The organism is Insulibacter thermoxylanivorax, from assembly GCF_015472005.1.
In the GTDB taxonomy this organism is placed as follows: domain Bacteria; phylum Bacillota; class Bacilli; order Paenibacillales; family DA-C8; genus Insulibacter; species Insulibacter thermoxylanivorax.
Genome location: NZ_BMAQ01000014.1, coordinates 74779 through 100372 on the forward strand (window position 1 = coordinate 74779; position 25594 = coordinate 100372).

The 25594-nt window shown below is 52.0% G+C and carries 23 protein-coding genes; 7 read left to right on the forward strand and 16 right to left on the reverse strand.

Annotated elements, in window-relative coordinates; genetic code table 11:
- Nucleotides 1-216 precede the first annotated feature (216 nt).
- The 4 genes from PRECH8_RS07840 to PRECH8_RS07855 form a co-directional block, all read right to left on the reverse strand.
- On the reverse strand, nucleotides 217-1626 hold the full coding sequence (locus tag PRECH8_RS07840; protein WP_200966538.1) for a putative amidoligase domain-containing protein: 1410 nt from the start codon (nucleotides 1624-1626) through the stop codon (nucleotides 217-219).
- 148 nt (nucleotides 1627-1774) lie between these two features.
- The gene (locus PRECH8_RS07845; RefSeq protein ID WP_200966539.1) at nucleotides 1775-2338 is read right to left on the reverse strand and encodes an outer spore coat protein CotE; all 564 of its coding nucleotides are present in this window, start codon (nucleotides 2336-2338) and stop codon (nucleotides 1775-1777) included.
- 315 nt (nucleotides 2339-2653) lie between these two features.
- The gene (locus PRECH8_RS07850) at nucleotides 2654-3199 is read right to left on the reverse strand and encodes a methylated-DNA--[protein]-cysteine S-methyltransferase (RefSeq protein ID WP_200966540.1); all 546 of its coding nucleotides are present in this window, start codon (nucleotides 3197-3199) and stop codon (nucleotides 2654-2656) included.
- A 462-nt stretch (nucleotides 3200-3661) separates the two neighbouring features.
- Entirely contained in the window at nucleotides 3662-5179 is a 1518-nt protein-coding gene (locus PRECH8_RS07855) for a carboxypeptidase M32 (protein WP_200966541.1), read from the reverse strand.
- A 187-nt stretch (nucleotides 5180-5366) separates the two neighbouring features.
- Here PRECH8_RS07855 and PRECH8_RS07860 point away from each other — a divergent pair, with 187 nt between their 5' ends.
- The 3 genes from PRECH8_RS07860 (at nucleotide 5367) to lplA (ending at nucleotide 7389) form a co-directional block, all read left to right on the forward strand.
- Nucleotides 5367-5702 (forward strand): iron-sulfur cluster biosynthesis family protein, encoded by a 336-nt coding sequence (locus tag PRECH8_RS07860; protein WP_200966542.1) that lies wholly within the window; start codon nucleotides 5367-5369, stop codon nucleotides 5700-5702.
- 43 nt (nucleotides 5703-5745) lie between these two features.
- Nucleotides 5746-6312 carry a beta-class carbonic anhydrase gene (locus PRECH8_RS07865; protein WP_200966543.1) on the forward strand — a complete coding sequence of 189 codons (567 nt, stop codon included), beginning with the start codon at nucleotides 5746-5748 and terminating at the stop codon, nucleotides 6310-6312.
- Between the two features lie 66 nt (nucleotides 6313-6378).
- A complete protein-coding gene (lplA, locus tag PRECH8_RS07870) occupies nucleotides 6379-7389 on the forward strand; it encodes a lipoate--protein ligase (protein WP_200966544.1) in 1011 nt (336 codons plus the stop codon).
- 40 nt (nucleotides 7390-7429) lie between these two features.
- Here lplA and PRECH8_RS07875 read toward each other — a convergent pair whose 3' ends face one another.
- From PRECH8_RS07875 to PRECH8_RS07910, 8 genes are all read right to left on the reverse strand, one after another.
- The gene (locus PRECH8_RS07875; protein ID WP_200966545.1) at nucleotides 7430-7984 is read right to left on the reverse strand and encodes a DUF309 domain-containing protein; all 555 of its coding nucleotides are present in this window, start codon (nucleotides 7982-7984) and stop codon (nucleotides 7430-7432) included.
- A 162-nt stretch (nucleotides 7985-8146) separates the two neighbouring features.
- Complete coding sequence (locus tag PRECH8_RS07880) at nucleotides 8147-10216, reverse strand: thioredoxin domain-containing protein (RefSeq protein WP_200966546.1); 2070 nt, start codon at nucleotides 10214-10216, stop codon at nucleotides 8147-8149.
- Between the two features lie 265 nt (nucleotides 10217-10481).
- The gene (locus tag PRECH8_RS07885; protein WP_200966547.1) at nucleotides 10482-13379 is read right to left on the reverse strand and encodes an ABC transporter permease; all 2898 of its coding nucleotides are present in this window, start codon (nucleotides 13377-13379) and stop codon (nucleotides 10482-10484) included.
- Between the two features lie 6 nt (nucleotides 13380-13385).
- Nucleotides 13386-14090 carry an ABC transporter ATP-binding protein gene (locus PRECH8_RS07890; protein ID WP_200966548.1) on the reverse strand — a complete coding sequence of 235 codons (705 nt, stop codon included), beginning with the start codon at nucleotides 14088-14090 and terminating at the stop codon, nucleotides 13386-13388.
- A 157-nt stretch (nucleotides 14091-14247) separates the two neighbouring features.
- Nucleotides 14248-14871, reverse strand: a complete 624-nt coding sequence (locus PRECH8_RS07895) for an NAD(P)H-dependent oxidoreductase (RefSeq protein ID WP_200966549.1) — start codon at nucleotides 14869-14871, stop codon at nucleotides 14248-14250.
- A gap of 167 nt (nucleotides 14872-15038) precedes the next feature.
- Nucleotides 15039-16178, reverse strand: coding sequence for a glycoside hydrolase family protein (locus tag PRECH8_RS07900; protein WP_200966550.1), 1140 nt, complete (start codon nucleotides 16176-16178; stop codon nucleotides 15039-15041).
- A complete protein-coding gene (locus PRECH8_RS07905; RefSeq protein WP_200966551.1) occupies nucleotides 16153-17313 on the reverse strand; it encodes a glycosyltransferase family 4 protein in 1161 nt (386 codons plus the stop codon). Before PRECH8_RS07905 ends, PRECH8_RS07900 begins: the two co-directional genes overlap by 26 nt.
- The gene (locus PRECH8_RS07910; protein WP_200966552.1) at nucleotides 17310-18350 is read right to left on the reverse strand and encodes a nucleotidyltransferase family protein; all 1041 of its coding nucleotides are present in this window, start codon (nucleotides 18348-18350) and stop codon (nucleotides 17310-17312) included. Before PRECH8_RS07910 ends, PRECH8_RS07905 begins: the two co-directional genes overlap by 4 nt.
- Nucleotides 18351-18778: 428 nt before the next feature.
- Here PRECH8_RS07910 and PRECH8_RS07915 point away from each other — a divergent pair, with 428 nt between their 5' ends.
- Complete coding sequence (locus PRECH8_RS07915; protein ID WP_200966553.1) at nucleotides 18779-19891, forward strand: PRK06851 family protein; 1113 nt, start codon at nucleotides 18779-18781, stop codon at nucleotides 19889-19891.
- Between the two features lie 63 nt (nucleotides 19892-19954).
- On the opposite strand, the gene PRECH8_RS07920 is transcribed toward PRECH8_RS07915, so the two are convergent.
- Nucleotides 19955-21502, reverse strand: a complete 1548-nt coding sequence (locus tag PRECH8_RS07920) for a glycoside hydrolase family 28 protein (RefSeq protein WP_200966554.1) — start codon at nucleotides 21500-21502, stop codon at nucleotides 19955-19957.
- 208 nt (nucleotides 21503-21710) lie between these two features.
- On the opposite strand from PRECH8_RS07920, the gene PRECH8_RS07925 reads away from it, so the two are divergent.
- On the forward strand, nucleotides 21711-22592 hold the full coding sequence (locus PRECH8_RS07925) for a helix-turn-helix transcriptional regulator (protein ID WP_200966555.1): 882 nt from the start codon (nucleotides 21711-21713) through the stop codon (nucleotides 22590-22592).
- Nucleotides 22593-22667: 75 nt separating this feature from the next.
- On the opposite strand, the gene PRECH8_RS07930 is transcribed toward PRECH8_RS07925, so the two are convergent.
- From PRECH8_RS07930 to PRECH8_RS07940, 3 genes are all read right to left on the reverse strand, one after another.
- The gene (locus PRECH8_RS07930) at nucleotides 22668-22973 is read right to left on the reverse strand and encodes a hypothetical protein (RefSeq protein ID WP_200966556.1); all 306 of its coding nucleotides are present in this window, start codon (nucleotides 22971-22973) and stop codon (nucleotides 22668-22670) included.
- A gap of 233 nt (nucleotides 22974-23206) precedes the next feature.
- Nucleotides 23207-23536, reverse strand: coding sequence for a hypothetical protein (locus PRECH8_RS07935; protein WP_200966557.1), 330 nt, complete (start codon nucleotides 23534-23536; stop codon nucleotides 23207-23209).
- Between the two features lie 121 nt (nucleotides 23537-23657).
- Nucleotides 23658-23891 carry a DUF2249 domain-containing protein gene (locus tag PRECH8_RS07940; protein WP_200966558.1) on the reverse strand — a complete coding sequence of 78 codons (234 nt, stop codon included), beginning with the start codon at nucleotides 23889-23891 and terminating at the stop codon, nucleotides 23658-23660.
- 408 nt (nucleotides 23892-24299) lie between these two features.
- On the opposite strand from PRECH8_RS07940, the gene PRECH8_RS07945 reads away from it, so the two are divergent.
- Both PRECH8_RS07945 and PRECH8_RS07950 read left to right on the forward strand, forming a co-directional pair.
- On the forward strand, nucleotides 24300-24749 hold the full coding sequence (locus PRECH8_RS07945) for a V4R domain-containing protein (RefSeq protein WP_200966559.1): 450 nt from the start codon (nucleotides 24300-24302) through the stop codon (nucleotides 24747-24749).
- Between the two features lie 110 nt (nucleotides 24750-24859).
- Nucleotides 24860-25402, forward strand: coding sequence for a nitroreductase family protein (locus PRECH8_RS07950; RefSeq protein ID WP_200966560.1), 543 nt, complete (start codon nucleotides 24860-24862; stop codon nucleotides 25400-25402).
- The last annotated feature ends 192 nt before the right edge of the window (nucleotides 25403-25594 follow it).

Genomic DNA, 25594 nt, shown 5'->3' on the forward strand with positions numbered 1-25594 from the left:
GGTCGTATCCCTCCAGAATAACCTTCGTCTATTATATCATGATTTGCTGTGAGGTTCCCGACGAATATGCACAAAGAGACACCTGCAAATCTATGCAGATCTAAATGCAGATTTCTATGCAGATTTCTATGCAGATTTCTATGCAGTTCTCTAGCGAATCTACGCAGATCTCTAACATCTCTCTGTGCAGATTTCTATACGGATCCCTATGCATATCTACGCAGATCCCGTTGTGAACGTGAATCGATCATTGGAGAGATCTGAGAAACCCGGGGTTCCCCAGACCGAGCGGAAATCGTCATCCTCGTTCCAGGTCCAGCCTGATTCGATCAAGTGGATGAAAGGCTCCAAATCCATAGCGAGCGAAGCATAGGAGGGCGCCTGCTTGATCTCGTTCATCCACAGGGGAATCCATTCTCGGAGCACTTCTTTCCTGCCTTCATAGTACGCCCGCTGTATACGAAGGTCAAGGGACGGATTGGCCGTAAGGACATGCCCGTGAGCAGCGATCAGCTTGGCTAAGGCGATAACGCCGCGGGTGACGATGGGCGAGACAAGCCAGCTGGCCGGCGTGCGATATTCAAACCCGCCATGCGGTTTGAGACGGGCATTGCCCAGCCAGCCAAAGGTTGGACGCCGCACCAGGCAGCGCGGGTCTTCGAGGAGCGAGAGCGGCAGTGCGAGGTAATCGTCAAGCTTGCGCAGCAGCCCGAAGGTAAGTGGAACACCGCTTAGATGGATGTGCCCGCCGGTGTAACAGCCGGCCGCAGGAGAGCCGCCCGCACGCCATTCGAGGGCGGGATCGGTGATGCGAAGTGCCGCTTCGCGCATGGCGCGCTGGAGATTGGCAAACAGCTGCCGCGGTTCGCCGCTCGGCGCCGGCCGCAGTTCGGCCAGCGCATGGACGACGCTGCCGCCGAACATGGCAGCGTCATAGCCGGCCGTTCCGCTGCGCGGCAGGAAGCGGTCGGCCGGCACCAACTCGCCGCGCGAAGTCGTCAGCACGAACTCCACATCGAGGCCGAGGATCACATCGGTCGTGCTGACGCGCTGCGCGGCTCGATCGGCGGCGGCTTTATCCGCTAGCGCCGCCGCGAATTTCCCGGCGAGCCCTTCGGGCATGCTCGCCGGGAAGGGATTCACGCCGCGTACGGCCAGACGGCCGCGCGGCGCGGAGACGATGCGCACCAGGCCAAAGTCCAGGCCCAGCGCATATACGGCGCGCACCGCCGTGCGCGCCAAGCGGCGGAGCAGGCGATCGCTGTCTGCTCCGCCCGCGGGGAGCGGCAGTTCCCGCGGCAAGCCGAGTGCACCGCCGCTCCTCGCCACAACGCGATGATAAACGGCGACCACGCGGTGCTCGACGACGGCCACTTCGTATTCCGGCGTCATCGCTGCCGCTCCCCGCTCCTCATCTGTCAGCACCCCGCACCACGCCATGATCCGGCGGAATACCTTGCGCTGATAAGCACGCCCTGCGTACCGCCATCCCTCATAACCTTCCAGCCAGGTCTCGGCTGACGAGGCCGCTGTCCCCATAAGCCCCAGATGTGGAATGACTCTTCCCAGCCAACGCTGATATGCTTCATATCCGAGCGTTTCCGCCCGTTCTGCCGCTGTCGCCATCTTATACCCTGCGCCCCTCTCACTGTTGCACACGCATTCCGCTCATACCCATAAACCGACTACTCATAGTTCTGCCAAAAGTACAAAGAAAGAGGGCCCTCGCCCTCTCCATTCGTCCAGAATCGGCATATGATTGAATGAGACCAGATTACAGTTCATCATCCAACAGATCTGCATCCAAGTCGTCGAAGTCTCCCGAGATGCTGTCGCCGAAATCAAGCGTCTTATCACCAAAATCATCGCAGCCGCCTTCACATACGACCACGCATACCTTGGTTTCGGCGATCATCTCCGCCTCGAATTCCCGTTCCACGCGGATGATCACATGTTGACCGTTGGATGACACGCTGGCTTCCACACAGCTTGGTTCCTGCGTCGCTTGCGCTGTTACTTCTTCCGTGGAAGTGCGGTGTTTCGGATCCAGATAGGACAGCGGTACGATTTCGGAATAGGAGATCGTTTCCTTAGCTACGTCCGTTTTGGTGTTCTTGTCGTATGAATACCAGATGTTAATATCATAAGTACCTACCACCTCGATGCCGTCACCGCTTCTGACCGCGTCGTACTGGTGGTTTATAAGCCATGCGCCCAGAATGCTCGACGGTCTGTGGGGCGGGGTTACGGTATGTGTCACTTGTGAGAACTTACGACCCTTGCCGCATACTGCTTTGGTGATGATCTCACGGCAGCGTGTGTCTTTTACGATCGACATCCTTTCAACCTCCTCCATACAATCTAATACACTAACAAGTGTATGCAGGACATTCGTCTAGGGTGACACACATTTGCTGAATGTGAAGAATTGCAGACACCTCAGCTCCCTTATATCCCGCATCGCGCCAAACACCTTTTTCATTCACGGTCGTATCGATTCATTCATTGGTTTACACAGATGAAATTACCCATCGACGCTTCTAATACACGATATGACATCCATATGAAAATCATGAATCATTTATGAGCAGCGTCGGCGCAAATTATATGGAAGAGGCCGGTCTGTTCGGATTCGATCAGCTCAGCGCTCGTATCAACCCTCCACAACCCCATCTCTCACGGTGAGACCTTCGATCGCAAGCAGCCTCGTTTTCAGGTCAAGACCGCCGCCGAATCCCGTCAACGTCCGATCCTTCCCAATGACCCGGTGACACGGAATAACGATCATCAAAGGGTTCGCACCAACTGCCGCGCCTACTGCACGTACAGCCTTCGGACGGCCGATCGCGTCTGCGATCTGCGCGTAAGTCACCGTTTCCCCGTATGGGATCTTGCACAGGGAACGCCACACCGCCTCCTGGAAAGCCGTTCCCTTATACACCAGAGGCATATCGAACTCTTTAAGCTGACCTTTCAGATAGGCCTCAATTTGTTCTATATATGGACGCATCCGTTCCGGATCCTGCACAAGGGTGTACCCTCGGCAGTGCTTTCCAGTCCAGGCCAACCATTCATCATAGGGCTGCTCCTCCCGATCGATATAACACAATCCTTCTTCAACTGCTGCGACGACGAATTTCCAATGTTCAAAAGAAAGCGTCGCCCACCATACCTTCTTCTCTGTCTCCACTTCCAGCATCCCTCCTCTCTTTACTTCTTTGCTCAAATTCTCGTGCGTATAGAATTGTAATAGTACCCCGATAGATATTTAGATGACGATGATCTTCTCTCCTCAACCCCTTGTATCCTTGTATACTAGTATCCAAAAGGCTGGTATACTATGTTATTCTAGCATTCCTTTGGTAACCAAAACACTGTACTGCTGCATTCTTTTATTATCCAAAACACTGTACTGCTGCATTCTTTTATTATCCAAAAGCACTGGTATACTTGCATCCTTGTATACTAGTATTCAAGGGGTTTGAGAGTAAGAAACAACTTTTTATTTTTGCGAAAGTTAGCCGTCTCCGACAATCTTCAAGAACCAGAATAAGCGGCAATACAACGCATCCGTCAACCCCGTTCTCGTTATATTGCCGCTTATCTTTTGATTAATGCGAAGGCATCATCGCATTCGCATCATATCTTTTTCATCCATTCATTATTCCAACTCATACAATTCGCCGAACTTCGTCTTCAGATGATCCAAGAGATACTGAACGTTCAGCTCTTCTCCAGTTACCTGAACGATGAAGCGTTCCGGCTTCATCACCGCGCCATGGCGATAGATGCGCTCCGTTAACCAATTCTTGATCGGCGCGAACTCCCCTTGCTCCACAAGCTCATCCAGATTAGGCAGATCTCGGCGAATCGCCGCTGTGATCTGGGCAGCGTACATATTCCCCAGCGAGTAGGATGGGAAGTAGCCGAAGGAGCCGCCGGACCAGTGAACATCCTGCAGTACGCCTTCGCCGTCATGCTGCGGGCGCAGCCCCAGGTATTCCTCGTATTTTGCATTCCAGATCTCAGGCAGGTCCTTCACTTCAATCTGTCCTGCGATTAACTGCTTCTCGATCTCATAACGAATCATGATATGCAGATTATAAGTAAGCTCATCGGCTTCGATCCGGATCAGGGACGGCTCGGATTTGTTGATGGCGCGGTAGAATTGATCCACCGTAACCTCATCCAACTGCCCCGGGAAATGCTTCTGCAGTTCCGGCAAGTAACGGTTCCAGAACGGACGGCTCATGCCGATGAAGATCTCCCAGAAACGGGACTGGGATTCATGGATGCCGTAGGAAGCCCCCTGTGCCAAAGTCGTTCCAGCGATCTCTTCAGCGATGTTCTGCTCATAGAGCGCATGACCGCATTCATGAATCGTACTGAAAAGAGCAAAGGTGAGTTCATCCGGTTTGAAACGCGTCGTGATCCGCACGTCTCCCGGATTCAATCCTATAGCAAAAGGATGCTCCGTCTCATCGATCCGGCCGGCGTTGAAGTCATAGCCAAGCTCCTGTACGATGTAGCGGTTGAAGGCGAGTTGTTTCTCTTTGTCAAACGGTTGATTCAGGAAGGACGTATCCGGTTTGATGCCGCTGTCCTTCACCTGAGCGACGAGGGGCACCAACTGATCTTTCACTTGACCGAACCATTCATCGAGCTGACGCACCGTTAAGCCGGGTTCATAGTCCTCCAGCAGAGCGTTATACGGATGATCTTCATATCCCCACAGCTCAGCGAATTTGCGGTTATAATCGACGATCTTCTCCAGATAAGGCTGGAACGCTTTGAAGTCAGCGTTTCGCTTCGCCTCTTCCCAGACCGATTCCGCCTCCGCGGTAAGCGTGACATAGGCTTGGAACTGATCCGTAGGGATCTTCCGGCTGCGATCATACTGCAGCTTCATCGTCTCCACCGCGCGCTGTTCGATTTCGCTTAGACCGGTGAACACGTCCGGCTGAGCAAGCGCCTCCAGCATCTTTCCCATCTCATCGGAGACCGTTAATTTGTGCGCTTCCGTATGCAGCAAGCCCACGGTCTTGGAACGCTGTGCCACGCCTTTCTTTGGGGCGCCGGTGCGCAGATCCCAGAGCAGGAGCCCTACCGCTTCTCCGTAGCTCTTGATCGTTCGCAGGCGTTCCATAAATCTTGTTTTGATCTCGTTCGTATTCGACATGTATCGTTCACTCCCAACTGCATCATTATGGATCCATACTCCACTTCATATAGTATGAATGATCAAAAGACCAACTGCAAATGACGAAAAGCTCAGGTAAAATTCTGTGAAAAGTTCATGCAAAAAAAAAAAAAATGACGTTCCAGATGAAATATGATACAATTCCTCGAAAAGGAGGTTCGATCCGATGATCCACATCCAGGTAACTCCTGAAGCAGCAAATCGTCTTCGTTCCCTTGCAGGAGATCAAGAAGCGGTCTTCAAACTGGTGTACGATATAGATGGCTGCGGCTGCGGTGTGAACGGCGTGCCGGCCTTATGGATCTTAAGTCCATCAGCCAAAGAGGCCGGTGTAAGCTTTGCTTCCACGAATCCCGCAGAGATTATCTACGATCCGCAGCAAGAGGTATTCTTCGAAGAACAGATGAATCTAAGGTATACAGCCGAAACGCAAGCCCTTACCTTAAGCAGCAACGGGCAAATCTATGCCCGAGACATCGCTGTGGTAGACAAACGAAGCTAATCTTATCGAATATGATCAGATTCGGATGTTAGGAAGGTGTATGATGCCAAATTTAGTTGATATCCTCAGATTTAACGAACATTTCGTAGCGAACAAAGAGTATCAGCAGTATCTGACGAATCGCTATCCGAACAAGAAGATGGTGATCCTCACCTGCATGGACACGCGCCTTACTGAACTTCTGCCTAAGGCGTTAAACCTGCGCAACGGGGATGCCAAGATTATCAAGAACGCCGGAGCCATCGTGCTCCAGCCCTTCGGCAATGTGATGAGAAGCATCCTCGTCGCCATCTATAAACTGAATGCAGAAGAAATCTTCGTCATCGGTCACCATGATTGCGGCATGACCGGGATGAATGCGGATCATATCATCGATCAGGCCGTTGTTCGCGGCGTCGATCCGAAGATTATGGAGATCCTCAAGAACGCAGGCATCGATCTGCGCAGATGGCTGCGCGGTTTTAATGACGTCGAGGAAGGCGTGCGAAACAGCGTGCGGATCATTCGCAATCACCCTCTTCTCCCGCCGGGCACGGCGGTTCACGGCTTGCTCATCCATCCGGAGACCGGAAAGCTCGATGTCGTCATCAACGGCTACGAATCCCAGTGATGTGCATACTAAGGGAAGTGCGCAGTTCCCGGAGATCATATAAGGAACCTATACGGAGGAATGACGATGCTGTTTATCAATAACCAGAACAACCACGACCCGGCACTCAATCTCGCCCTTGAGGAATACGCTCTGCGCAATCTGCCGATGGATCATACCTATCTTCTCTTCTATATTAATAAACCGTCCATCATCATCGGGAAGAACCAGAATACGATCGAGGAGATCAATGAGGAGTTCGTCGAGCAGAACAACATCCAAGTCGTTCGCCGGCTGTCCGGCGGCGGCGCCGTCTACCACGATCTCGGCAATCTGAATTTCAGCTTCATCACGAAGGATGACGGCGACTCCTTCCATAACTTCGCGAAGTTCACCCAGCCGGTGATCGATGCGCTGCGTTCCTTAGGCGTCGATGCGGCGCTTACGGGCCGAAACGATATCCAGGTCGGCGACCGCAAGATCTCAGGCAATGCCCAGTTCTCCACCAGGGGCAGGATGTTCAGCCACGGGACGCTGATGTTCGATCTAAACCTCGACGATGTGGCGAATGCGCTCAAGGTCAAACCGATGAAGATCGAATCCAAAGGCACCAAATCCGTGCGTTCCCGCGTGGCAAATATCAGGGAATTCCTGAAGGAGGACATGACGATCGAGCAGTTCCGCGACACCTTGCTCCGCCATCTGTTCAACTGCGAACCCGATGAAGTGCCGGAATACGAGCTCACGGAGAAGGACTGGGAAGAAGTCCATAAGATCGCGGATTCCCGCTATCGCCAGTGGGATTGGAACTACGGCAAATCGCCGAAGTTCAATATCCAAAACGCCTACAAGTTCCCATCCGGCATCATCGATGTGCGGCTTGAGGTAATGAACGGCATACTTGAGAACATTAAGATCTATGGGGATTTCTTCGGTGTTGGCGAGATCTCGGAACTGGAGGACAAACTGCGCGGAACCCGCTATGAGATGAATGCCGTCTTTGAAGTGCTGCGTGAGGTCGATTTGAACCATTATTTTGGCAAGTTGACACCGGAGCAGTTTCTCGCCCTGCTTTTCCACCGGACCATTCCAGAATGAATGATCCTAAGATGGTCGGCTGTCCTAAGAACGATTCTTCTCAAGAACGCGAATCCCGCTTCTTCTGAAGCGCAGCTTCGCGTTCTTCGCTTACTGCAGAGCGATCGCGGAGCAGATGACGGTCGAGCAAAGCGCGGTCCGTGAGGTCGCTCGCTCTTTCCCAGGCATAACCCAGCATCTCTGCTCTGCGTACACAACACACGCGCAGCGCTTCATCGGCGATCGGAATGTTAAGATCTATGAACGGCAGTTCGGGCTGTCCGATATATTCCGCCAACCGCTTCTCCATCATCTCCCGGAGACGTGCACCGTCGACGCCTAGCTGCGCCATGTGTTCCGCCTCATAGCGCCTGAGTGCGCCCTTCATCAGCTTCACAGCCCCTCGCAGGTTTCCCCGCCGATGATGATAGATGCTTACCGCCAACTGAATCAGCATCACCCAGGTCTCTCGATAGGGACTGTCAGGGTGCTCCTTCCAATATTCTTCCAGAATCTCATGGCACTCAAAATAATCCCGCACCGCTTGAAACTGTACGAGATAATCGATATACGCATCAGGATAGCGCCCATAGTCTTTCTGATGGAGCTGTTCCATCCCATCTCCCCCCTCCCATGTTGATAAAAATACAGCCGATCCCAGTAACTTTGCAGCCATTTGTATTGAAGGTTATTTCCATATTCTCTTAACATGTACGAGCTTTTTTCCCTCGAATGATAGTTTATAAATGTCAGGCATTTCGAGTTTCTTCCATAATTCTTAATGTGTATTCAATGCACTGCGAAGCCCCTCTGGATCCGTGATCGGCGCCTTACAGGCGAAGTTTTCACACAGATAGACGGCGGGCAGCCCTTCGATGATGGTTTTGTCCGCGATTACGGGCATCAAAGCTCTTGCCGCCTCCCCTTCGGGACCCGCGGGATGCAAGATAACCGTCGTTTGCGGCAGGAAACGTCCCCTTAAGATGCGAATCATCTCCTGCGTACGCTCATCTTCGGGATGACCGGCGATCACGATCTCCCGGCTCGGTCCAAGGGCAAGCAGGAACGCATGCATGAACATCGCATAGCCGTTCGGATAACGGCTGACCTCCCCGGCGAAGGCGGTCAGCTGCTCATCGGCCAGCCGCTGCAGCGCCTCATCCCCCGTACAGCGCGCCAGCCGCTGCAAGACATAGGCGGCGACAGAGTTGCCCGACGGCATCGCGCCATCATAAACTTCCTTCACCCGCATCAGGAGCTGTTCGCCGTCGTGGGCATTCATATAGAACCCGCCCGCTTCCTGGTCCCAATACCAGCGAATCATGTCCCGGCACAGCTCAAGCGCCCGCTCCATATAGCGGAGTTCGAAGGTTGCTTCATAGAGTTCCAGCAAGCCATAGATATAGCAGGCATAGTCGTCCAGATAAGCCGTATATTTGGCTTCGCCGTCGCGGTACCTTGCCTGAAGCCTGCCGTTAACATCTGTCATGTTCGTATCGATGAAGGCTGCGGCAGCCCGCGCCGCCTGCAAATAGGCTTCTTCGCCGAAGGCGCGATAACCCTGGGCCAGTGCGGCGATCATCAGCCCGTTCCACGACGTCAGGATCTTATCATCCTTGGCCGGATGCACTCTGGCTACTCTTGCAGCAAACAGCTTCTTGCGGCAGGCCTCGAACCACTGCTCCAGGGACTTCACATCCCCCCAGCGATGGACCAGGGGATCGGGCCGCAGCATATTCGGTATGCTTCGCCCCTCTAGGTGGCCTTCCTCTGTGATCCCGTATACTTTACAGAAGTCCTCGCCGTCTTCTTCTCCCAGAACATCTATGATTTCCGCCGGCGTCCAGACATAGAACTTCCCTTCCTCTCCTTCTGAATCCGCATCCTCCGCGGAATAGAATCCGCCTTCCGGATGGGTCATCTCTCTGAGGATATAGGTGAAGATCTGCTTCGCAACATCCGCATAGAAATCCGTGCCCGTTACAAGGTACGCCTCCGTATAAGCCGTCGCAAGCAAGGCATTGTCATAGAGCATCTTCTCAAAATGCGGGACCAGCCACCGCTCATCCGTCGAATAGCGGGCAAAGCCGAAGCCGATATGGTCATAGATGCCGCCGCGATACATCGCCTCAAGGGTTTGCTCGACCATCTCCAAAGCCTCTTCATCTTGATATCTCTCATATAGACGCAGCAGCAGCGAAAGATTATGAGCGGCTGGAAACTTCGGTGCCGGACCGAAACCGCCGTAAGCTCGATCGAAGGTTGCTTTGTAGTTCTCCAGCGCCAAGCGGAGCGAAGCCTCACTGAGCTCGCCCGCTCGCTTCACATTCAATTGATTGGCGATCTGTTCCGTGATTGAAGCGGCGGTTTGCTGTAATTGCTCTCCCTTTTCCACCCACTGTTTATGTACAGCATCCAGGATTTCCAATAGGCCAGCACGGCCGTATTTTCGCTCCCGGGGAAAGTATGTACCGGCGAAGAAAGGTTTCTGATCCGGGGTCATGATGATGGTAAGCGGCCATCCGCCGTGTCCCGTAAGCGCCTGACACACGGTCATATACACGCTGTCCACATCCGGCCTTTCTTCCCGATCAACTTTGACTGCTACATAATGCTCATTGAGCACCTTCGCCACGGTCTCATCTTCAAAGGACTCGCGCTCCATAACATGACACCAGTGACAAGTCGAGTAGCCGATGCTCAGGAAGATGGGTTTATGTTCACGTTTCGCCTTATCGAAGGCTTCTTCACCCCAAGGATACCAGTCCACAGGATTATAAGCATGTTGCAGCAGGTACGGTGATTTTTCAGCGAATAATCGGTTGGGCTTTTTCTGTTTCATGTTCATCGGACCATCTCCTTATCATCAGCATCAGCCTCTTAACCTTAGCTTACCCGACCAATGGAACAACATTCAATTGCGCATCGGCTATAATCTCGTCATCTTAGAACAGATCGAGCAGATATTGGCTCAACATCAGAAGCAATTGCCCTGCGAACGATGCAATCCATCATCGACGCCTCCCCAAACAAACTCAATCTTATCTATCAAAAATAAAATCAGCCGACAACGCCGGCTGAAAATTGTCTAGCTGCCCGAATACTGCTGCCCCTTACTCTATGGATTTGAGCGACTCCGCCATGGAGATCCGTTCGATCTTGCGGTTCATCAGCAGATTAACGAACACCGTGAAAGCCAATACCGTCAATACGCTGTAGACGTAACTTAGCGGCAAGATCGTCACTTGGAAGGATACCATATCGATCTTGATCTGATCCATGACGAAGCGGTGCAGCAGCACGCCCAGGGGCAGACCGACGAAGATCCCCATGGCCGATAGGACGATGTTCTCCCGGAAGACATAGCTCCGCGTTTCATTCGGGAAGAAGCCGAGCACCTTCAAGGTGGCGATCTCCCGCACCCGTTCCGTAATATTGATGTTGGTCAGATTGAACAGCACGATGAAGGCGAGGGCTCCCGCACAGAAGATCACGAGCAGGATCACATAATTCATCTGCTGCATCGTATTCTCAACGGTGCTGCGGATATTCTGGATCACGGTAACATTCGCCGTATTCTCCAGATCCGACAGCGTTGCAGCTGCAGCGTACTCGTCCGCCCCTTCTTCTAAGATCAGATACAGGGTCTTCGGCTCATAGGGTTCACCGAAGGTCTCCGCGAAGCGGTCCGCTGCCACATAGATATAATGCTGTACATAGTTCTCGAAGATGCCCGAGACCTTCAGCACAGCGGTGGTATTGCCGTAGCGGACGGAGATCTCATCGCCGACAGCGGCGCCGATGATCTCAGCCAGTTTCCTGCTCAGCACGGCCTCCCCCGGCTGCGGATACGGAACCGGTTCACCGTCCAAGTGCAGATGCACAAAATCCTTCATCGCGGTACCATCGGCTGCGATCAGGAAGACGGATTTGCTGACGCCATCTCCGGCTGCCCGCATCACATCAACAGTCGTCTCCAGTAAGAGCGCATGGCGCATGATCCCCTCTCCCGCTTCCGCCAACACCTCTTCTGCCCGTTCTTCCGTCAACGGCTCCGTAAAGGTTACGCTCAGATCATGATGCATGATCTCGTCGAATTGATAATCGACGATATTCATGATGGAATCGCGGAGGCCGTACCCCGTCACGACCAGCGCCGTACAGCCGGCGATGCCGAGGATCATCATGAATAAGCGCTTCTTGAAGCGGAAGATATTGCGGGCGGTGACTTTGTGCAGGAATTTCATCCGCTTCCAGATGAAGCCGATCCGCTCCAGCAGGATGCGTTTGCCTGCAGGCGGCGCTTTGGGGCGGATGAGCTGCGCCGGCATATGCCTCAGCTCCCTGCGGCATGCCGCATAAGCGGTACCCATGGAGCAGAGCAGCGAGACCGCCAGCGACCATGCGAAGAGCGCCGCATCTCCCACGAACGTGATCTCAGCAAAGCCGTACATGATATCAAAGGCCATCCATATGGTAAGCGGAAAAACCCGAATTCCGATGAAGTAACCTGCTATACAGCCGATGACCGCCGCGCTGCCCGCATAGATCAGATATTTCCCTGCAATGGCCGCATTGCTGTATCCGAGGGCGCGCAGAGTTCCGATCTGCGTGCGTTCATCATCCACCATGCGCGTCATCGTCGTCGAGCAAACCAGAGCAGCGATCAAGAAGAAGAAGACAGGGAAAACTTTGCCGATGCCTTCTACGGTACCAGCATCAGTGCGGAAGGCGGCGTAACCGGCATTGGTCTCCCGCGACAGCACATAGATCTCCGGCGCTGCGAAGGAATCGAGCTTTGCCTCGGCATCGCGGATCTCCGCCTCGGCGCCTTCGATCTCCTGCGCCAGCTTCTGTACAGCTTCTTCGTATTCAGCCGCAGCCTCCGTCCATTCCTGCCGCGCCTTCGCCAGTTCATTCTCCTGTTTCGACAATTCCGCCTTATTCGCTTCAATCTCCTTGAGGCCTGCCTCAATCTGCCCCAGTACGGCCTCGATGGGTGCAGCGACCTCCGGAGCGCCGAGCTGACGCGCCTGTTCAAGCTGCAAGCGGAGCACTTGCTCCTGTTCCATAAGCTCCGCTTCCTTCAGACTCAGTACGGTTCTTGCTTCGGCAAGCCGGCGTTCACCGCGTTCGATTTCGGCCAGTGCGTCCTCGAGATTCGCCTTGGCCTCTGCTAATTCTGCCTCAGCCTTCGCCGTTTCAGCGGCCAGTTCCGCGCGGGCATCGGCGATCTCCTGCCGCGCTTTCTCCAATTCGCGCTCATATCGCTCATTCACCAGTTTGCTGATCTCATCTTCAAGTTCATCCTGCCAACGCTCAGCAGCCTCATCATACGCTTCACTGTACACTTCGTAGTCATGATCCATGACCAGATATAATTCCTCGTAATACTCAAAGGAAAACCCATCCTCTGGAAGATAAGCAAAACCGGATAATTTCCCGTTTCCCAATGCCGTCGTACCGCGTTCGGTGTTCAGATAATAGGGTGAACGTGCCAATCCCGTTACGATGTATTCGGAATAGTTGAAGCTGTTCTTCGTGCCGTCGGGGTTGTCCTTGGATACGCGAATCACGGTACCGATCATCGATTCCGGGAAGAAGGAGGCATCGAGCAGCAGTTCATTGGGCTGGTCAGGCATGCGTCCCGCCTGCAGATCAGGCCGGTTCACACCGGCTGTGAGCGAATGAGCGCGCAGCACGCCGGTATTGCCCGTCTCATCTTGATAGATGAAGTCTTCGAATACAGCGCCTGCCGCTGTTCTCACCCCTTCGATTCTGCCGGCCCGCTCGATCTCCTCTGCGGTGAACCCGAAAGTGGACAACACGCGGAAATCAAACAACTGATATTCACGAACATACTGATTCACCGTTTCAATCATCGCCGGTTTCGTCTGCCTAAGACCGGCGAAGAAGCCAACTCCCAGAGCGATGATCGCGAAGATGGCCAAGTAGCGTCCCATGCTGCGTGTAATCGTGCGAAGGATGTTCTTGCGATAAGCTCTATTCACGGCGCATCACCACTCGATCTCCGCCACCGGAATGACCCGGTCATTGCGACGTTCTTCCACGATCCGTCCGCTCTTCACGCGGATGATTCGGTCCCCCATAGCCGTGAGAGCCGAATTGTGGGTGATGATCACGACGGTCATGCCGGTCTTGCGGCTGGCATCTTGGAGCAGCTGCAGGACGGACTTGCCCGTCATATAGTCCAGGGCGCCCGTCGGCTCGTCACACAGCAGCAGTTTCGGATTCTTAGCCAGCGCCCGGGCGATGGCGACACGCTGCTGCTCCCCGCCGGACAATTGAGCAGGGAAGTTGTTGGCACGTTCGCTTAAGCCCACTTCCGCCAATACTTTACGGCTGTCCATCGGGCGTTTGGAAAGCTGGGCGGCCATTTCCACATTTTCAAGCGCCGTCAGATTCGGGATGAGATTGTAGAACTGAAAGACGAATCCGACATCATTTCGGCGATAAGCGGCGAGCTGCTTCTTGTTAAAGGCGGATACCTCTTGCCCATCGAGGAATACCTGTCCCTCGGTCAGCGTATCCATTCCGCCTAGAATGTTTAGCAGCGTGGTTTTGCCCGCTCCCGATTCGCCGACGATGATGCAGATCTCGCCTTTCTCAATCTGAAAGCTGGCGTCTGTGATCGCCCGTACTTCCACGTCACCTGTCTTGTATATTTTGCTGACATTGCGAAATTCGATATAACTGCCCATGGTCCATCCACTCCATGATTCCTATTAAAAACTCCCTTAATCCTTAGTATATTTCCACTGCTCCAGCTAAATCAAATAGTCCTTAAAGATCAAGAAACAAAAAGACCAAGCAGGATGCCCCCCGCTCGGTCATGATTATCCCCTTTCTAAGATGTGTTTAGAAAGTTTTAGCCAATTCTTGAGCTGCTTCTACAGCGCGGCTGACAATCTCATCGGCCTCTGCAGGATTGTAATCCATGCCTTCCACGAACAATTGGTGGAAATCCGTAACGCCCAAGAAGGTAAACAGCGTCTTCACATATTGGCTGGCCGGGTCAGAACCGTTGTATACGCCGCCGTTTGCTTGAATATGCAGCACCTTCTTGCCTTCCACCAAGCCTACGGAACCCTGTTCTGTATACTTGAACGTCTTGCCGGCCACGGTGATCGTGTCAAACCACGCCTTCAGACGGGTTGGAATGCTCAGATTCCACAGCGGATTGGCAACAACGATCTTATCATGATCGAGGAAACTGTCCGTCAAGGAATTGAAAAGCGTGACCTTATGCTGCTGCGCCGGCGTCAAAGCATAGAACCGCTTCCCCTGAGCCAGATCATCCCATGCGTTAAGCAGATCGGAATCGATCTCCGGCACTTCGATATCGTAGATATTGACATCCTCGATCTGATCTTCCGGATGACTTTCCCTGTAGGCTTGCACGAAGGCATCGGTGACCTTCATGGATCGGGATTCTCGATTGTACACCGTTGGATGTGCGCGAATGACTAGAAGTTTGGCCATGGTTTCTGTTCTCCTTTTGTCTCTTTTTCGAATTAGATGATCATAAGATCGGCGCCCTATCAATTAACATGCACCGGACATATCCATCTTAACACTTCTAGCCATGCCAAATAAATATTAACGGAGGAGACCTATGGAAAATCTCCACCGAATATGTGTCATCTATGTTAAGACCTTAACGCGGATTTTGTTCGTGCAGCTTCAGCCTCCGCTTGCCGGATACCTTTGGCAATCTGTTCGCGATCACGCTGCATCTCTGCATAGATCGCTTCTGTAAGCAAATAGGAGATGAGGGATTCGGCACCGCAGTTAAGGTTTGGTCCTTTGCTGTGCAAGCCGTCATAACAGCTGCCGTCCCGTTCATCCACCATGATGACGCCTAAGTCGTTGCTTCCGTGGAACCAGTTATGGCATTTTTCAACAATCCTCGTATAGTCCTCGTTCCCTGTAAGCCGAAAAGCTTTATCAGCAGCCAAGGCCAGCTTCATCACATCGATCGGCTGCTGATCCCACATCGCGCGATAATCCAAACGGCACCAGCCTTGGTTGCCGACAGGGCGAATATCCCCGTTTTCGTTCAGACAAATCTTGATAAGGAAGTCGAGACTCTCAAGGGCAATCTCCAGCCATTCCCTTCTTCCCGTCGCCTCATGCGCCCACAACATGCCCCAAGGAAGCACGCCGTTGCTGTAGGTCATCTCCGGCAAATACCACGGCCACTTGGACGAGGAGTATCGCCGATAGGAATCGGCCAGCTGCTCTCCAGTCGTGCGGATGCGCTGTTCCAGCTCTCCTTGACCGGATAGACCGACTGCCTTGACGTCGACCTTCGCGCGGTACAGCAGTCCGTATGCCGCCGACAGATATGCAAGACCCCGCGGATGGTGGATGATGTCGGCGATAGAAAGGGCCCGCTCGAGGACCGTCTTCGCTGCCAAATGGTAAGAGGACATCCGCTCGCTCGTGATCACCTTAGCACAAGCCCAGATACAGCGTGCCAAGCAATCATCGGAGGATCTCCTCGGCTCCTGAAGCCGCTCGTAAGTATAGTCATTGTGAAAATGTCCGTTCTCTTGCTGCGCCCACACCAACCACGCCATATAGGTCTCTGCAAGACGCATCAGCAGAGAGCGATCCTCATCCTTGCACAATTCCAACCAGTCGATACAAGCCCAGAGGGCTCGCGCTTGATCATCTGTACTGTATCCTTCCTCGCGTCTAGGAAGGATACCCAAGGCGTGTTCGATGATGCCGGTATCATCGGTCAGCCGCGCCAGATGATCAAAGCGAACCGAATACCGGTTCAAGTTTGCTCACCTCTGTGAAGAGTCGGTGATGCTCCTGGCCGGATTTTGACCAGTACATCGTTTCGCCGATCTTCTCGATGCGGCGTGCGACGGCCTGGAGTTTCACTTCGTTGCGAAGCAGCTCCAACAGCCTCTCCTTCCAAAGCTCTTCGTCCTCATAAGGTATTAACAGTTGAGGCTCATCCGCCAGCAAGTCCTGCGCATAGCTGTACGGCGTGGTAAGTACAGGTCGCCCAAGACCAACTGCATAGGCGAGCGTTCCGCTTGTAATCTGCTCCATCCCTGGGTATGGGGTAACATAGATGTCACAAGCCGTCAACATCTGGATCAACTCATTCTCTTCAAGATAACGGTCGACCATGACGACATTGGACTCGATCCCGCTGCTGCGAATCATCGACCACAGTTCTTCGCGGTAGCTTTCGCCCTCCCATTTTCTTACTTCCGGGTGGGTTTGACCGACGATCGCATACAAGACATCAGGAACTTCCTCCGCAATATCCGGCAGAATCTCCAAGATTCGCTCGATGCCCTTGCCGCGGCTGAGAAGTCCGAAGGTCATCAACACTTTGCGGCCTTGCCAGCCGAGCTGTTTCTTGTAAACACCACGTCGCGCGAGATCAGGCTCCGGTGTACCATGGGGGATGAAGACGATTTTGTCCTGCGGGATGCCGAAGGATTCATGGAGATAGGTGACGGCCTTGCGGTTCATGACGATGATACGTGCACTTCGCTCAGCGATTTCACGCTGAACCGAGGCATAAGGTTCACGCGGTTGCTTGAATACGGTGTGGAAAGTCGTAACAAGCGGTTTCTTCAATCGTCGAATGAGGGACAGGATATAACTTCCGGCTTCGCCGCCGAAGATGCCGAATTCGTGCTGCAATGAAACAACACCAACATCCGATCGATTGATCTGGTTGGCCAGCTTGATGTAATCATCCTCGCTGTCACGCGGGAGCGGCCACAGAAGGGTGTCCCCATTGCCGTCGTACAGATGGTCAGACAACACTACAACCGGGTCCTTCGGTTTCCATTCCTTCGCTGCATGGACCGCTTGTCTTAGGTGATAAGTATACGTTGCGATGCCGCAGCGTTTGGGCGGATAAGTGCTGATATAAGCAACACGCGTCATGCTTGCAGTGCCCCCCATCTGTTGATGATCGCTTCATGAAGGATATGCCGTGAACCGATCTCCAGACCGCAGCCGAAGATGCAATTCTTCAGTATCGCTCCTTCGTTCACCACACAGCCATCCCATAGAATCGTCTCCGAGCAGCGCACATGATCCGCGATACGGCAGTTGTCCCCGATTACTGTATAAGGTCCGATCACAGAACGCTCCCCGATCACGACATTGTCACCGATCAGCACGGGCGGGACGATCATCGTTCCAGAACCGATGACGCTGTTCTTTCCAACCCAGATCCCTTCGCCACGTGGTTCACCGGGAATGGCAATCCCATTCTTGCGATCCAACAGGTCCCAGTGAATCTGCCGGTATCGATCCTTCGTTCCCATATCTGCCCAGTAACCTTGAATCAAGGTGCCGTATACTCCAGCATCTTGTTGGATGAGCATTGGGAACGTCTCCCGTTCGATGGAAACTTCGCGATGAGCCGGGATCAACTCCAATACGCGTTTGTTCATGATATATATGCCAGCATTAATGCGATTCGACGGTGCTTCCTTCAGACTCGGCTTCTCAACGAATCTCAGGATCTTTCCTTGTTCATCTTGTTCCACGACTCCAAACTGCGTCGGATCCTCTACTTCCGTAAGTCCAATCGTTACCATGCCGCCATGGGACTTGTGATAGTCCAAGAGCGGTTTCATCTCGATCTCATGGACGATATCCGAATTGATCGCCACAAACTCATCATCTAAATAGCGTTCAGCATTTTTGATTGCACCTGCGGTGCCAAGCAGCGTAGTCTCCAAAGCATATTGAATGGAGACGCCCCATTTGCTGCCGTCCTCAAAATAATCCCGTATCTTGTCAGGATGATGTTTTACGGCAATGACGAAACGTTCAAATCCCTGTTCACGCAAATGGATGATCAGGTGTTCAAGCCAAGGACGATTACCAACGGGCGCCATCGGTTTCGGCAGATGCTCCGTCAACGGCATCAACCTCGTACCTAGACCGCCAGCTAACAGCAATACATTCATCTTGCATATCAACTCCCCGTTCCTAACGTGATAGAGATGGACCAGCGACACTGCCAAGGGACACTATGCCATCTCCTGCAACACCCCCTCTTCAAGAAATTATAAGCAATTATTAGCACTCAACAAAAACGAGTGCTAATAATATGATATCGAACCATAATTTAATCCTTCAAACGTTGATTTTGTTTGAATAATTTCAAATTTTTCGATTATGAAGGATTTTATTAATTTAGATCGTTGTATGAGGGATTTTCTTGCGAAATCACGGTGCTGGGAATTCCAAATTAGTGTTAGGTGCAGTTCTGGTCTCTTCTCGCAAACGATATTGGTTGCTTCATTCAGATCTCCTACATACAAGCACGTTTTACGGGGATGGGAATACGATATGGCATAACCTGTGATCTTCGTCTAGAAAGGTGTGATGGAATATGACGAATCGGGTACAGGGCTCTGCGCTTCACTATTTCGCTGAGGGGAATACCGCCCGCGGTTCTGTCAGCTTGTTTGACTCATCCTTGCAAGACCTCGACCGAATCTACATCCTCAAAGGCAGCCCGGGCAGCGGCAAATCCACCCTGATCCAAAGGATCGCCCGCACCTGGCGGGACAGGGGGTATGAGGTCTGGCTGCTCCACTGCGCAAGGGACCATACTTCGCTGGACGGCGTCATCATTCCGCAGCTGAAAGCCGGCATCGTCGACGGCACCCCGCCCCACGTCGTCGAACCGCGGCTGCCGGGGGCTGTGGAGGAATACATCCATCTCTCCGAAGCTTGGGACGCTCACTTCCTGCGTCAGCAGCGAGACCAGCTGATGCGCATTCAAGATGAGATCGATCGATGCTATGCCGAAGCATATGCTGGCTTCGCCGAAGCGCTGCAAGTACATGATGAGTGGGAAGCGATCTATATCGAACATATGGACTTCGCTGCCGCCGATCGGCTCGCTGAGCGGTATATTGAACTGCTCTTTGCGGACAAGAAGCGAAAGGAAGGACCAAGCCGCGCGAATCATCGTTTCCTCGGTGCGGCTACGCCGATTGGGGCAGTGGATTACGTCCCCAGCTTGACACGGGGACTGCCGCGGCGATATTTCATCAAAGGACGCCCCGGTTCGGGCAAATCGACCATGCTCAAGCGACTAGCCAAGGAAGCCGGCGAACGCGGCTTCGATGTGGAGGTTTATCATTGCGGTTTTGATCCGAACAGCGTGGATATGATCATCGTCCGCGAACTAGGCCTTGCTGTATTCGACAGCACGCAGCCCCATGAGTATCATCCAGAACGAAGCGGCGATACGATCATTGATATGTACACTGCCTGCATCAAACCGGGAACCGATGAGCGATTCGCGCAGCGTCTTCAGGATATCGAATCCCGGTACAGGACGAAAATGAAGCATTCAACGCAGCTGTTAGCGGAGGCCAATCGCTTGCATCGCAAGCTGGAAGCCATCTATAGCCAAGCGATGGATTTTAATCTGGTTAATCAGATCCGCGAACAGATCGAGAAACAGTTGCAAGAGATAGCTAACTCTCTTTAAGGGTGCAGCAAAGGGAGGACCGCCTGCCATCGCCGGCGGGTCCTCCATTTTTGTACAAATGAATCAGCTGCGTACAACCTGCTCCTCATTCACTTCTGCGGCCAGTTTCAATTCCAGGGATGGAGTCAGTCCATTGATCTGAATCTGCTTCGTCTCCGGACCCGTGATCTCAACGATCTGATCCTCTGCTTTCTCCGTTGTCAGATGCATCTCATCGATGTTCACATTAGCACATTGATGGAACAATGCGGCCTTACCCTTACTGGTCTGGACAGTGACATTGGAGAATTCGACATTGCAGGCGTTCCGGCATACGATGCCTTCCTCACTAAGGATCTTCAGGTTCACCATCGTGATCTGATCGATCGGCATCTCCGGCAATCCATTGATCAATACCGCTTTCACTGCGCCGCGGCAGACGATATCCTTGATGTAGATCTTGCGGAAGATCGGCGTCTCCTCGGATACGGGGTGCTTCTCATCGCCGCCGTACTCACCGGAACCCTCACGATAGTCATAGTACAAATTAAAGGAGATCGCATCGCCGTCGATTTCCTTCATGCGGATGTCCTCGATCACGATGTTCTCCACCACACCGCCGCGGCCCCGGCAGCTCTTGAAGCGGATTCCGATATCCGTGCCGATGAAAGTGCAGTCCGTCACCCGCACATTGCGCACCCCACCGGACATCTCACTGCCCACCACGATGCCGCCGTGTCCATGATAGACGGTGCAGTTCCGCACATGGATATACTCGCTCGGCATGCCAAGCTTACGACCGGGTTCATCCTTGCCTGACTTAAGGCAGATCGCATCATCTCCGACGTCGAAAGTGCTGTTCTCGATGAGAACATACTTGCAGGATTCAACGTCCAGACCGTCTCCGTTCTGCGAATACCAAGGATTGCGCACACGGACATTGCGCACGGTGATGTGCTCGGATGCCCAAGGATGGAGGCACCATGCAGCAGAATTTTGGAACGTCGGCCCATCCAGAAGGATGTACTTGCAGAAACGGAAACTGAGCATGTTCGGACGCAGGAAATCACGTACAGGCTTGTACGCTTCGGGATCATGAATCTCTTTGGCAAACAGCTCTTCGACAAGGGCGCCGCCCTTCCATGCAGCCTCTGACGGGTACCAGGTCGTCCCGCTGTCGTCCACTACACCGCCGGAAGCCACTAATCTGTTCCATTGGTTCTCGGTCATCTTCCACTTCTTAACAGGACGCCATACTTCCCCGCCGCCGTCGAAGATGCCGTCGCCGGTAATCGCGATATGCTCCGCGCTTTCGGCATCCAGCGGTGAGCGGCAGCGCACCGTTTGCCGTCCTTCGAAGCTGGAAAGCACCAGCGGATAATCATCGAAATTTTTGCTGAACATAATGAGTGCCCCGGCTTCCGTGTGCAATTCGATGCGGCTTTGGAATACGATGGGGCCGGTAAGCCACACGCCCTTCGGGATGATCACCCTGCCCCCGCCTTGCTTGGCCATATGCTGGATAGCCTTGTTGATCGCCTCGGTATTGTCCGTGAATCCGTCTCCAACAGCACCAAAATCCATGATGGATACGGAGCGGTCCGGGATCTCAGGCAGACGTACAGGAGGCATGTTGAAACGCTTCCAATCCTGTATTGAATTTACATGCAGATTGTTCATTGCTTCCACCTACTTGTCCAAGTGATGTGATAGATTCATCCTTGTCTATCTTTAAATTTATTGTATATAGTATTTATAGTAAACTCTTCTTGATTTTTTGCTGTTATCGCCTTAAATTTTGCTTTTTTTGTCCTTTTGGGGATATCAGGAGGGATAGTCGATGACCGATGGTTCGGCGAACGAACGCTTAGAGCCCAAATACCGCATCGAAGACGAGTGGAATTTTTCGATTCAGCGAATGTACAGGCAAGGATTCAATGCGATGAAGCGGCCCCATTCGCATGATGCTTATGAGATCTACTATTTGCTGCAGGGCGAACGAGTATATTTTATGAACGGCAATGTCACCACCGTGTCGAAGGGAGAGATGATGTTCATCAATCCGGATGATCTCCACTCAACGGCCAGTTCAGAGACCATGCCGGAGTTTGAGCGAATTCTTGTCAACTTCTCCCATGACTTTGTCAAACAAGCAGATAAGGAAGTCGCTGCGCTTCTCCCTCTTGAACAATCGCGTTTGATCCGTTTCCCCGTGCAGGAACAGACGCTTGTAGAGCAGATTCTGGAGCGGATGATCCTGGAATGCAAGCGGCAGGAACCGAACTATGTATCCTATGTCCGATCGCTGCTGAGCCAGCTGATCATCATCATCAGCCGCGTCAGCCGCATGGAAGGCGCGACGATCAACTATGCGCATCCGATGCATCATAAGATCTCAGAGATCGCACTGTATATCAATCGGCACTTCCATGAACCGTTAACCCTCGACAAGATCGCCGAGCAATTCTACATCAGTCCCTCCTATTTAAGCCGGATCTTCAAGAAGCTTACGGGATTTCATTTCCGCGAGTACCTTCAAGTGGTGCGCATCCGTGAAGCACAGAAGAGATTAGTTGAAACCAATGATTCGGTTCAGCGCATATCGGAGCAAGTGGGATTTGAACATATCGCACATTTTAACAAGACCTTCAAAAAGCTGACGTCCACAACACCGCTCAAATATCGCAAAGCCCATCGCAAACACGAACACACCAAACGCTGATCCTCGATCATCGTATGCTGTACCTAATTTGCACAACCTAATATTTATAGCCAAGCATTCCGCAGCACTTCCCCATTAACCGTTCCACAACACCAGCACCAAGATCGACCAGCACGAAGTCAGCACACCGACGGCACCCAGTATAGGATACATAAAGTATCGTGTACCTTTCTGAGTTCGTTCGCGCTTATAACGGGTATACAAGATCACACATGAGCTTACGATTAAGATGAAACTCACTGCTGTTAAGATATTGAGATAAGTGACCGGCGGCAGATCAGCCATATGCCGGTTCAAGAAGTAAGCCATATCCTGACCGAATATGCTGATTAATACCGCTGGAACAAAACAGAGCCATAAGATGCCATTCGCATTTCTCATCATCATCACTCCATAATCATTGGCTTAGGCGGTTCTCTAATCCTTCGCTAGTTGCTTGTGCCTTTATTATTCCAGGAAGTTGCATGATTGTGCAACGCGCAATAACATCTCCAACCCTTTCTACTAACGGAACGTCATGCTGCTGCACGAAAGATCCGCACAGTGGTGCGGGTCTTTCGTGTTTTGGGGTACGATAGATGATATCATGATTTTGACGCTGCTTATAACGCAGCTTATGATGCTATGCGTTGCTTGGCTTGTTCATATAGGCCGGCCATGCCACCATACAATGTATAGAAGAAGCCGTCCGGGGCGTCAAGGGAGAAGGAAAGGTATTGCTTGGGATCCGTGTCTCCCAACATTTTCTCGAATAGACGTGCGGTATCATAAGCATAGAAGCAAAAATGCGTGAACTGGAAATCCGGCATTTTCTCATAAATCATGACGACTTCAGCTGCATATTCATCAAGATGCCGGGCGGCTTCTTGGATCATCGATACGGCATCCTCAATGGAAACTTGAATCTTAATGGTTCTCTCATCAACGATTGTCACGTTCGCCATTACCGGGGCCTCCTTTTGCTCATCTTCTTAATTCATATCATTTCCGCAGTTAACCCCGTCGTTCCATACTGCAAGCGTATATTTGAAGTACGCATCCAAAGGTGTATTCAAAAATACACAATCAAACTTTAGTAATCTTCACTTGGAAGGTTTCCGGACCCTGCTCGAGATATTCCCAGGTGAACTCGTTTGGGTGCATCGCGTTCAATTGGTAGTGAAGCGGTACAGGATCATGGTCATTGATGATCAACATGGCTTCCTTCGATGCAAGGCTGTGGAAAGTTTCGAAAATCACTTTATGTTTCAACTGCGGCGGATATTCGGTTACCCGTACTGTTGCTTTAAATTCACTCATTTCATTCATCCTCCTGTAGTGCAAACTGGTTTCAATGGCATTCATGATAACAAACATGATCAACCGCTCGAGTGATGCTCATCACATTCTAACACAGAACATAGGGGGCCAGCTTAAAGCAAAAGATTGAGATTAACAAGAGATAATCATGGATGGGCGGTAGATGCTAGGCAGGGCTAAAAAAATTTAGAGTTTAATCCGAGGTAATGGAGGCGATAGGCAGAAGATGTATAGAGATTGCTGATCAAGCACTGAAGAGAAAAATATAGACGATATATATGAGATAAGCAGATATGAGCATCAGACACAGATCAAATCTTGGCTTAATGCAGTGATGCGGGTCACACAGAGCGGTATTGGGCTGTGTTAGATTACAGGTAGAATTGGGAAATAAGGAGTGAGAAAGAGATGAGTGCAGAGCAATTTACCTTTGACGATATGAAGATGGTCGAGCGCGCTAAACTTGGTAATAAAGTACCGTTGGAGCTGTTTCGAACGATCCGTCTAATCGGAATGTATCAGGGTCTTCCGCTCGGCGGCAGGGGAACGACGGTGACCATCGGCCGCAAGATCGGTGAGAATCTGCCTGTACATACGCTCGATGATCTTCTTGCTCTATTCGAAGAGCTCAGGATCGGGATCCCAAAGGTGATACACGGCGAACATACCATGAAGATCGTGATTGAGGATTGTTTCTGCAGCGGGCTTCCCGTATTAGAAGGCAAGTTTGTGTGCGATTTGGAAGGGGCGATCATGGAGGGAGCGCTCAATAAAATCATGGACAAGCGCGTATCCGTGCGAGAGATCAAGTGCAATGTGAACGGGGACGAGCATTGTGAGTATGAAGTACGTTTGTAAATGTAACAATGCAAAATTACAAAAACAGATCATTTCATAAGTCTTTGTGTTGAAACGGTTTAGAAAAAGTAGGATACTGAACTAAACAAAGTATAACAGGAGGGATAGTCGTGGATGTGTTGCAGGCTATCGAGAAACGCCGTGAGATTACCCAGTTTAAACCGGATCCACTCCCCCAAGACATCATAGACAAACTACAGCGCTCGCTGTATCTGGCGCCGGCGGGCAATAACCTCAAATCGCGGGAATTCATCTTCGTCACCGATCGCGAGATGCTGAACCAGTTGACCTCAACCACGCCATATATGAAATGGTTAGAACAAGCAGCAGCAGCGGCCGTGATCATCGCTCGTCCCGATGTGAGCAAATATTGGCTGCAAGATGCTTCGATCGCGGGCGGTTTCCTATGGTTGACCGCAGTATCCTTAGAGCTCGGAGCAGCCTGGGGAGCCGTCTATCATTCAGAAGACGACGAAGAATCCAAACGTCGTGAAGATTACGCACGGGAGAAGCTGAACATACCGGATGTATATCGAGTGGTTGCGATCATCGGCCTAGGATACCCGGCAGCGGAACCAGCACCTAAAGACATGGATCCGATGGATGAAGTCCTGCATCGGGAGCGGTTCGGCGGAGTGAATTCCATAAAGTGAATCCATCATAAACAACAATACGGATACAATCCTCGGCTAGGTCAATGGGGATGGTTATCATCCTTCACTAGTTACTTGTGCCTTTATTCTTCCAGGGAGTTGCATGATTGTGCAACGGATTAGAATACGGTTAAGTGATTGACACGATCGCTTTATTTTGTTCAGATAGCAGATTTTGTCCTAAATTTAGGA

What these genes read in the sequence shown, in the direction of transcription:
- PRECH8_RS07840 (WP_200966538.1), bottom strand. Translation starts at nt 1,626, where the DNA reads ATGGCGACAGCGGCAGAACGGGCGGAAACGCTCGGATATGAAGCATAT.
- PRECH8_RS07845 (WP_200966539.1), bottom strand. Translation starts at nt 2,338, where the DNA reads ATGTCGATCGTAAAAGACACACGCTGCCGTGAGATCATCACCAAAGCA.
- PRECH8_RS07850 (WP_200966540.1), bottom strand. Translation starts at nt 3,199, where the DNA reads ATGCTGGAAGTGGAGACAGAGAAGAAGGTATGGTGGGCGACGCTTTCT.
- PRECH8_RS07855 (WP_200966541.1), bottom strand. Translation starts at nt 5,179, where the DNA reads ATGTCGAATACGAACGAGATCAAAACAAGATTTATGGAACGCCTGCGA.
- PRECH8_RS07860 (WP_200966542.1), top strand. Translation starts at nt 5,367, where the DNA reads ATGATCCACATCCAGGTAACTCCTGAAGCAGCAAATCGTCTTCGTTCC.
- PRECH8_RS07865 (WP_200966543.1), top strand. Translation starts at nt 5,746, where the DNA reads ATGCCAAATTTAGTTGATATCCTCAGATTTAACGAACATTTCGTAGCG.
- lplA (WP_200966544.1), top strand. Translation starts at nt 6,379, where the DNA reads ATGCTGTTTATCAATAACCAGAACAACCACGACCCGGCACTCAATCTC.
- PRECH8_RS07875 (WP_200966545.1), bottom strand. Translation starts at nt 7,984, where the DNA reads ATGGAACAGCTCCATCAGAAAGACTATGGGCGCTATCCTGATGCGTAT.
- PRECH8_RS07880 (WP_200966546.1), bottom strand. Translation starts at nt 10,216, where the DNA reads ATGAACATGAAACAGAAAAAGCCCAACCGATTATTCGCTGAAAAATCA.
- PRECH8_RS07890 (WP_200966548.1), bottom strand. Translation starts at nt 14,090, where the DNA reads ATGGGCAGTTATATCGAATTTCGCAATGTCAGCAAAATATACAAGACA.
- PRECH8_RS07895 (WP_200966549.1), bottom strand. Translation starts at nt 14,871, where the DNA reads ATGGCCAAACTTCTAGTCATTCGCGCACATCCAACGGTGTACAATCGA.
- PRECH8_RS07905 (WP_200966551.1), bottom strand. Translation starts at nt 17,313, where the DNA reads ATGACGCGTGTTGCTTATATCAGCACTTATCCGCCCAAACGCTGCGGC.
- PRECH8_RS07910 (WP_200966552.1), bottom strand. Translation starts at nt 18,350, where the DNA reads ATGAATGTATTGCTGTTAGCTGGCGGTCTAGGTACGAGGTTGATGCCG.
- PRECH8_RS07915 (WP_200966553.1), top strand. Translation starts at nt 18,779, where the DNA reads ATGACGAATCGGGTACAGGGCTCTGCGCTTCACTATTTCGCTGAGGGG.
- PRECH8_RS07920 (WP_200966554.1), bottom strand. Translation starts at nt 21,502, where the DNA reads ATGCCTCCTGTACGTCTGCCTGAGATCCCGGACCGCTCCGTATCCATC.
- PRECH8_RS07925 (WP_200966555.1), top strand. Translation starts at nt 21,711, where the DNA reads ATGACCGATGGTTCGGCGAACGAACGCTTAGAGCCCAAATACCGCATC.
- PRECH8_RS07930 (WP_200966556.1), bottom strand. Translation starts at nt 22,973, where the DNA reads ATGAGAAATGCGAATGGCATCTTATGGCTCTGTTTTGTTCCAGCGGTA.
- PRECH8_RS07935 (WP_200966557.1), bottom strand. Translation starts at nt 23,536, where the DNA reads ATGGCGAACGTGACAATCGTTGATGAGAGAACCATTAAGATTCAAGTT.
- PRECH8_RS07940 (WP_200966558.1), bottom strand. Translation starts at nt 23,891, where the DNA reads ATGAGTGAATTTAAAGCAACAGTACGGGTAACCGAATATCCGCCGCAG.
- PRECH8_RS07945 (WP_200966559.1), top strand. Translation starts at nt 24,300, where the DNA reads ATGAGTGCAGAGCAATTTACCTTTGACGATATGAAGATGGTCGAGCGC.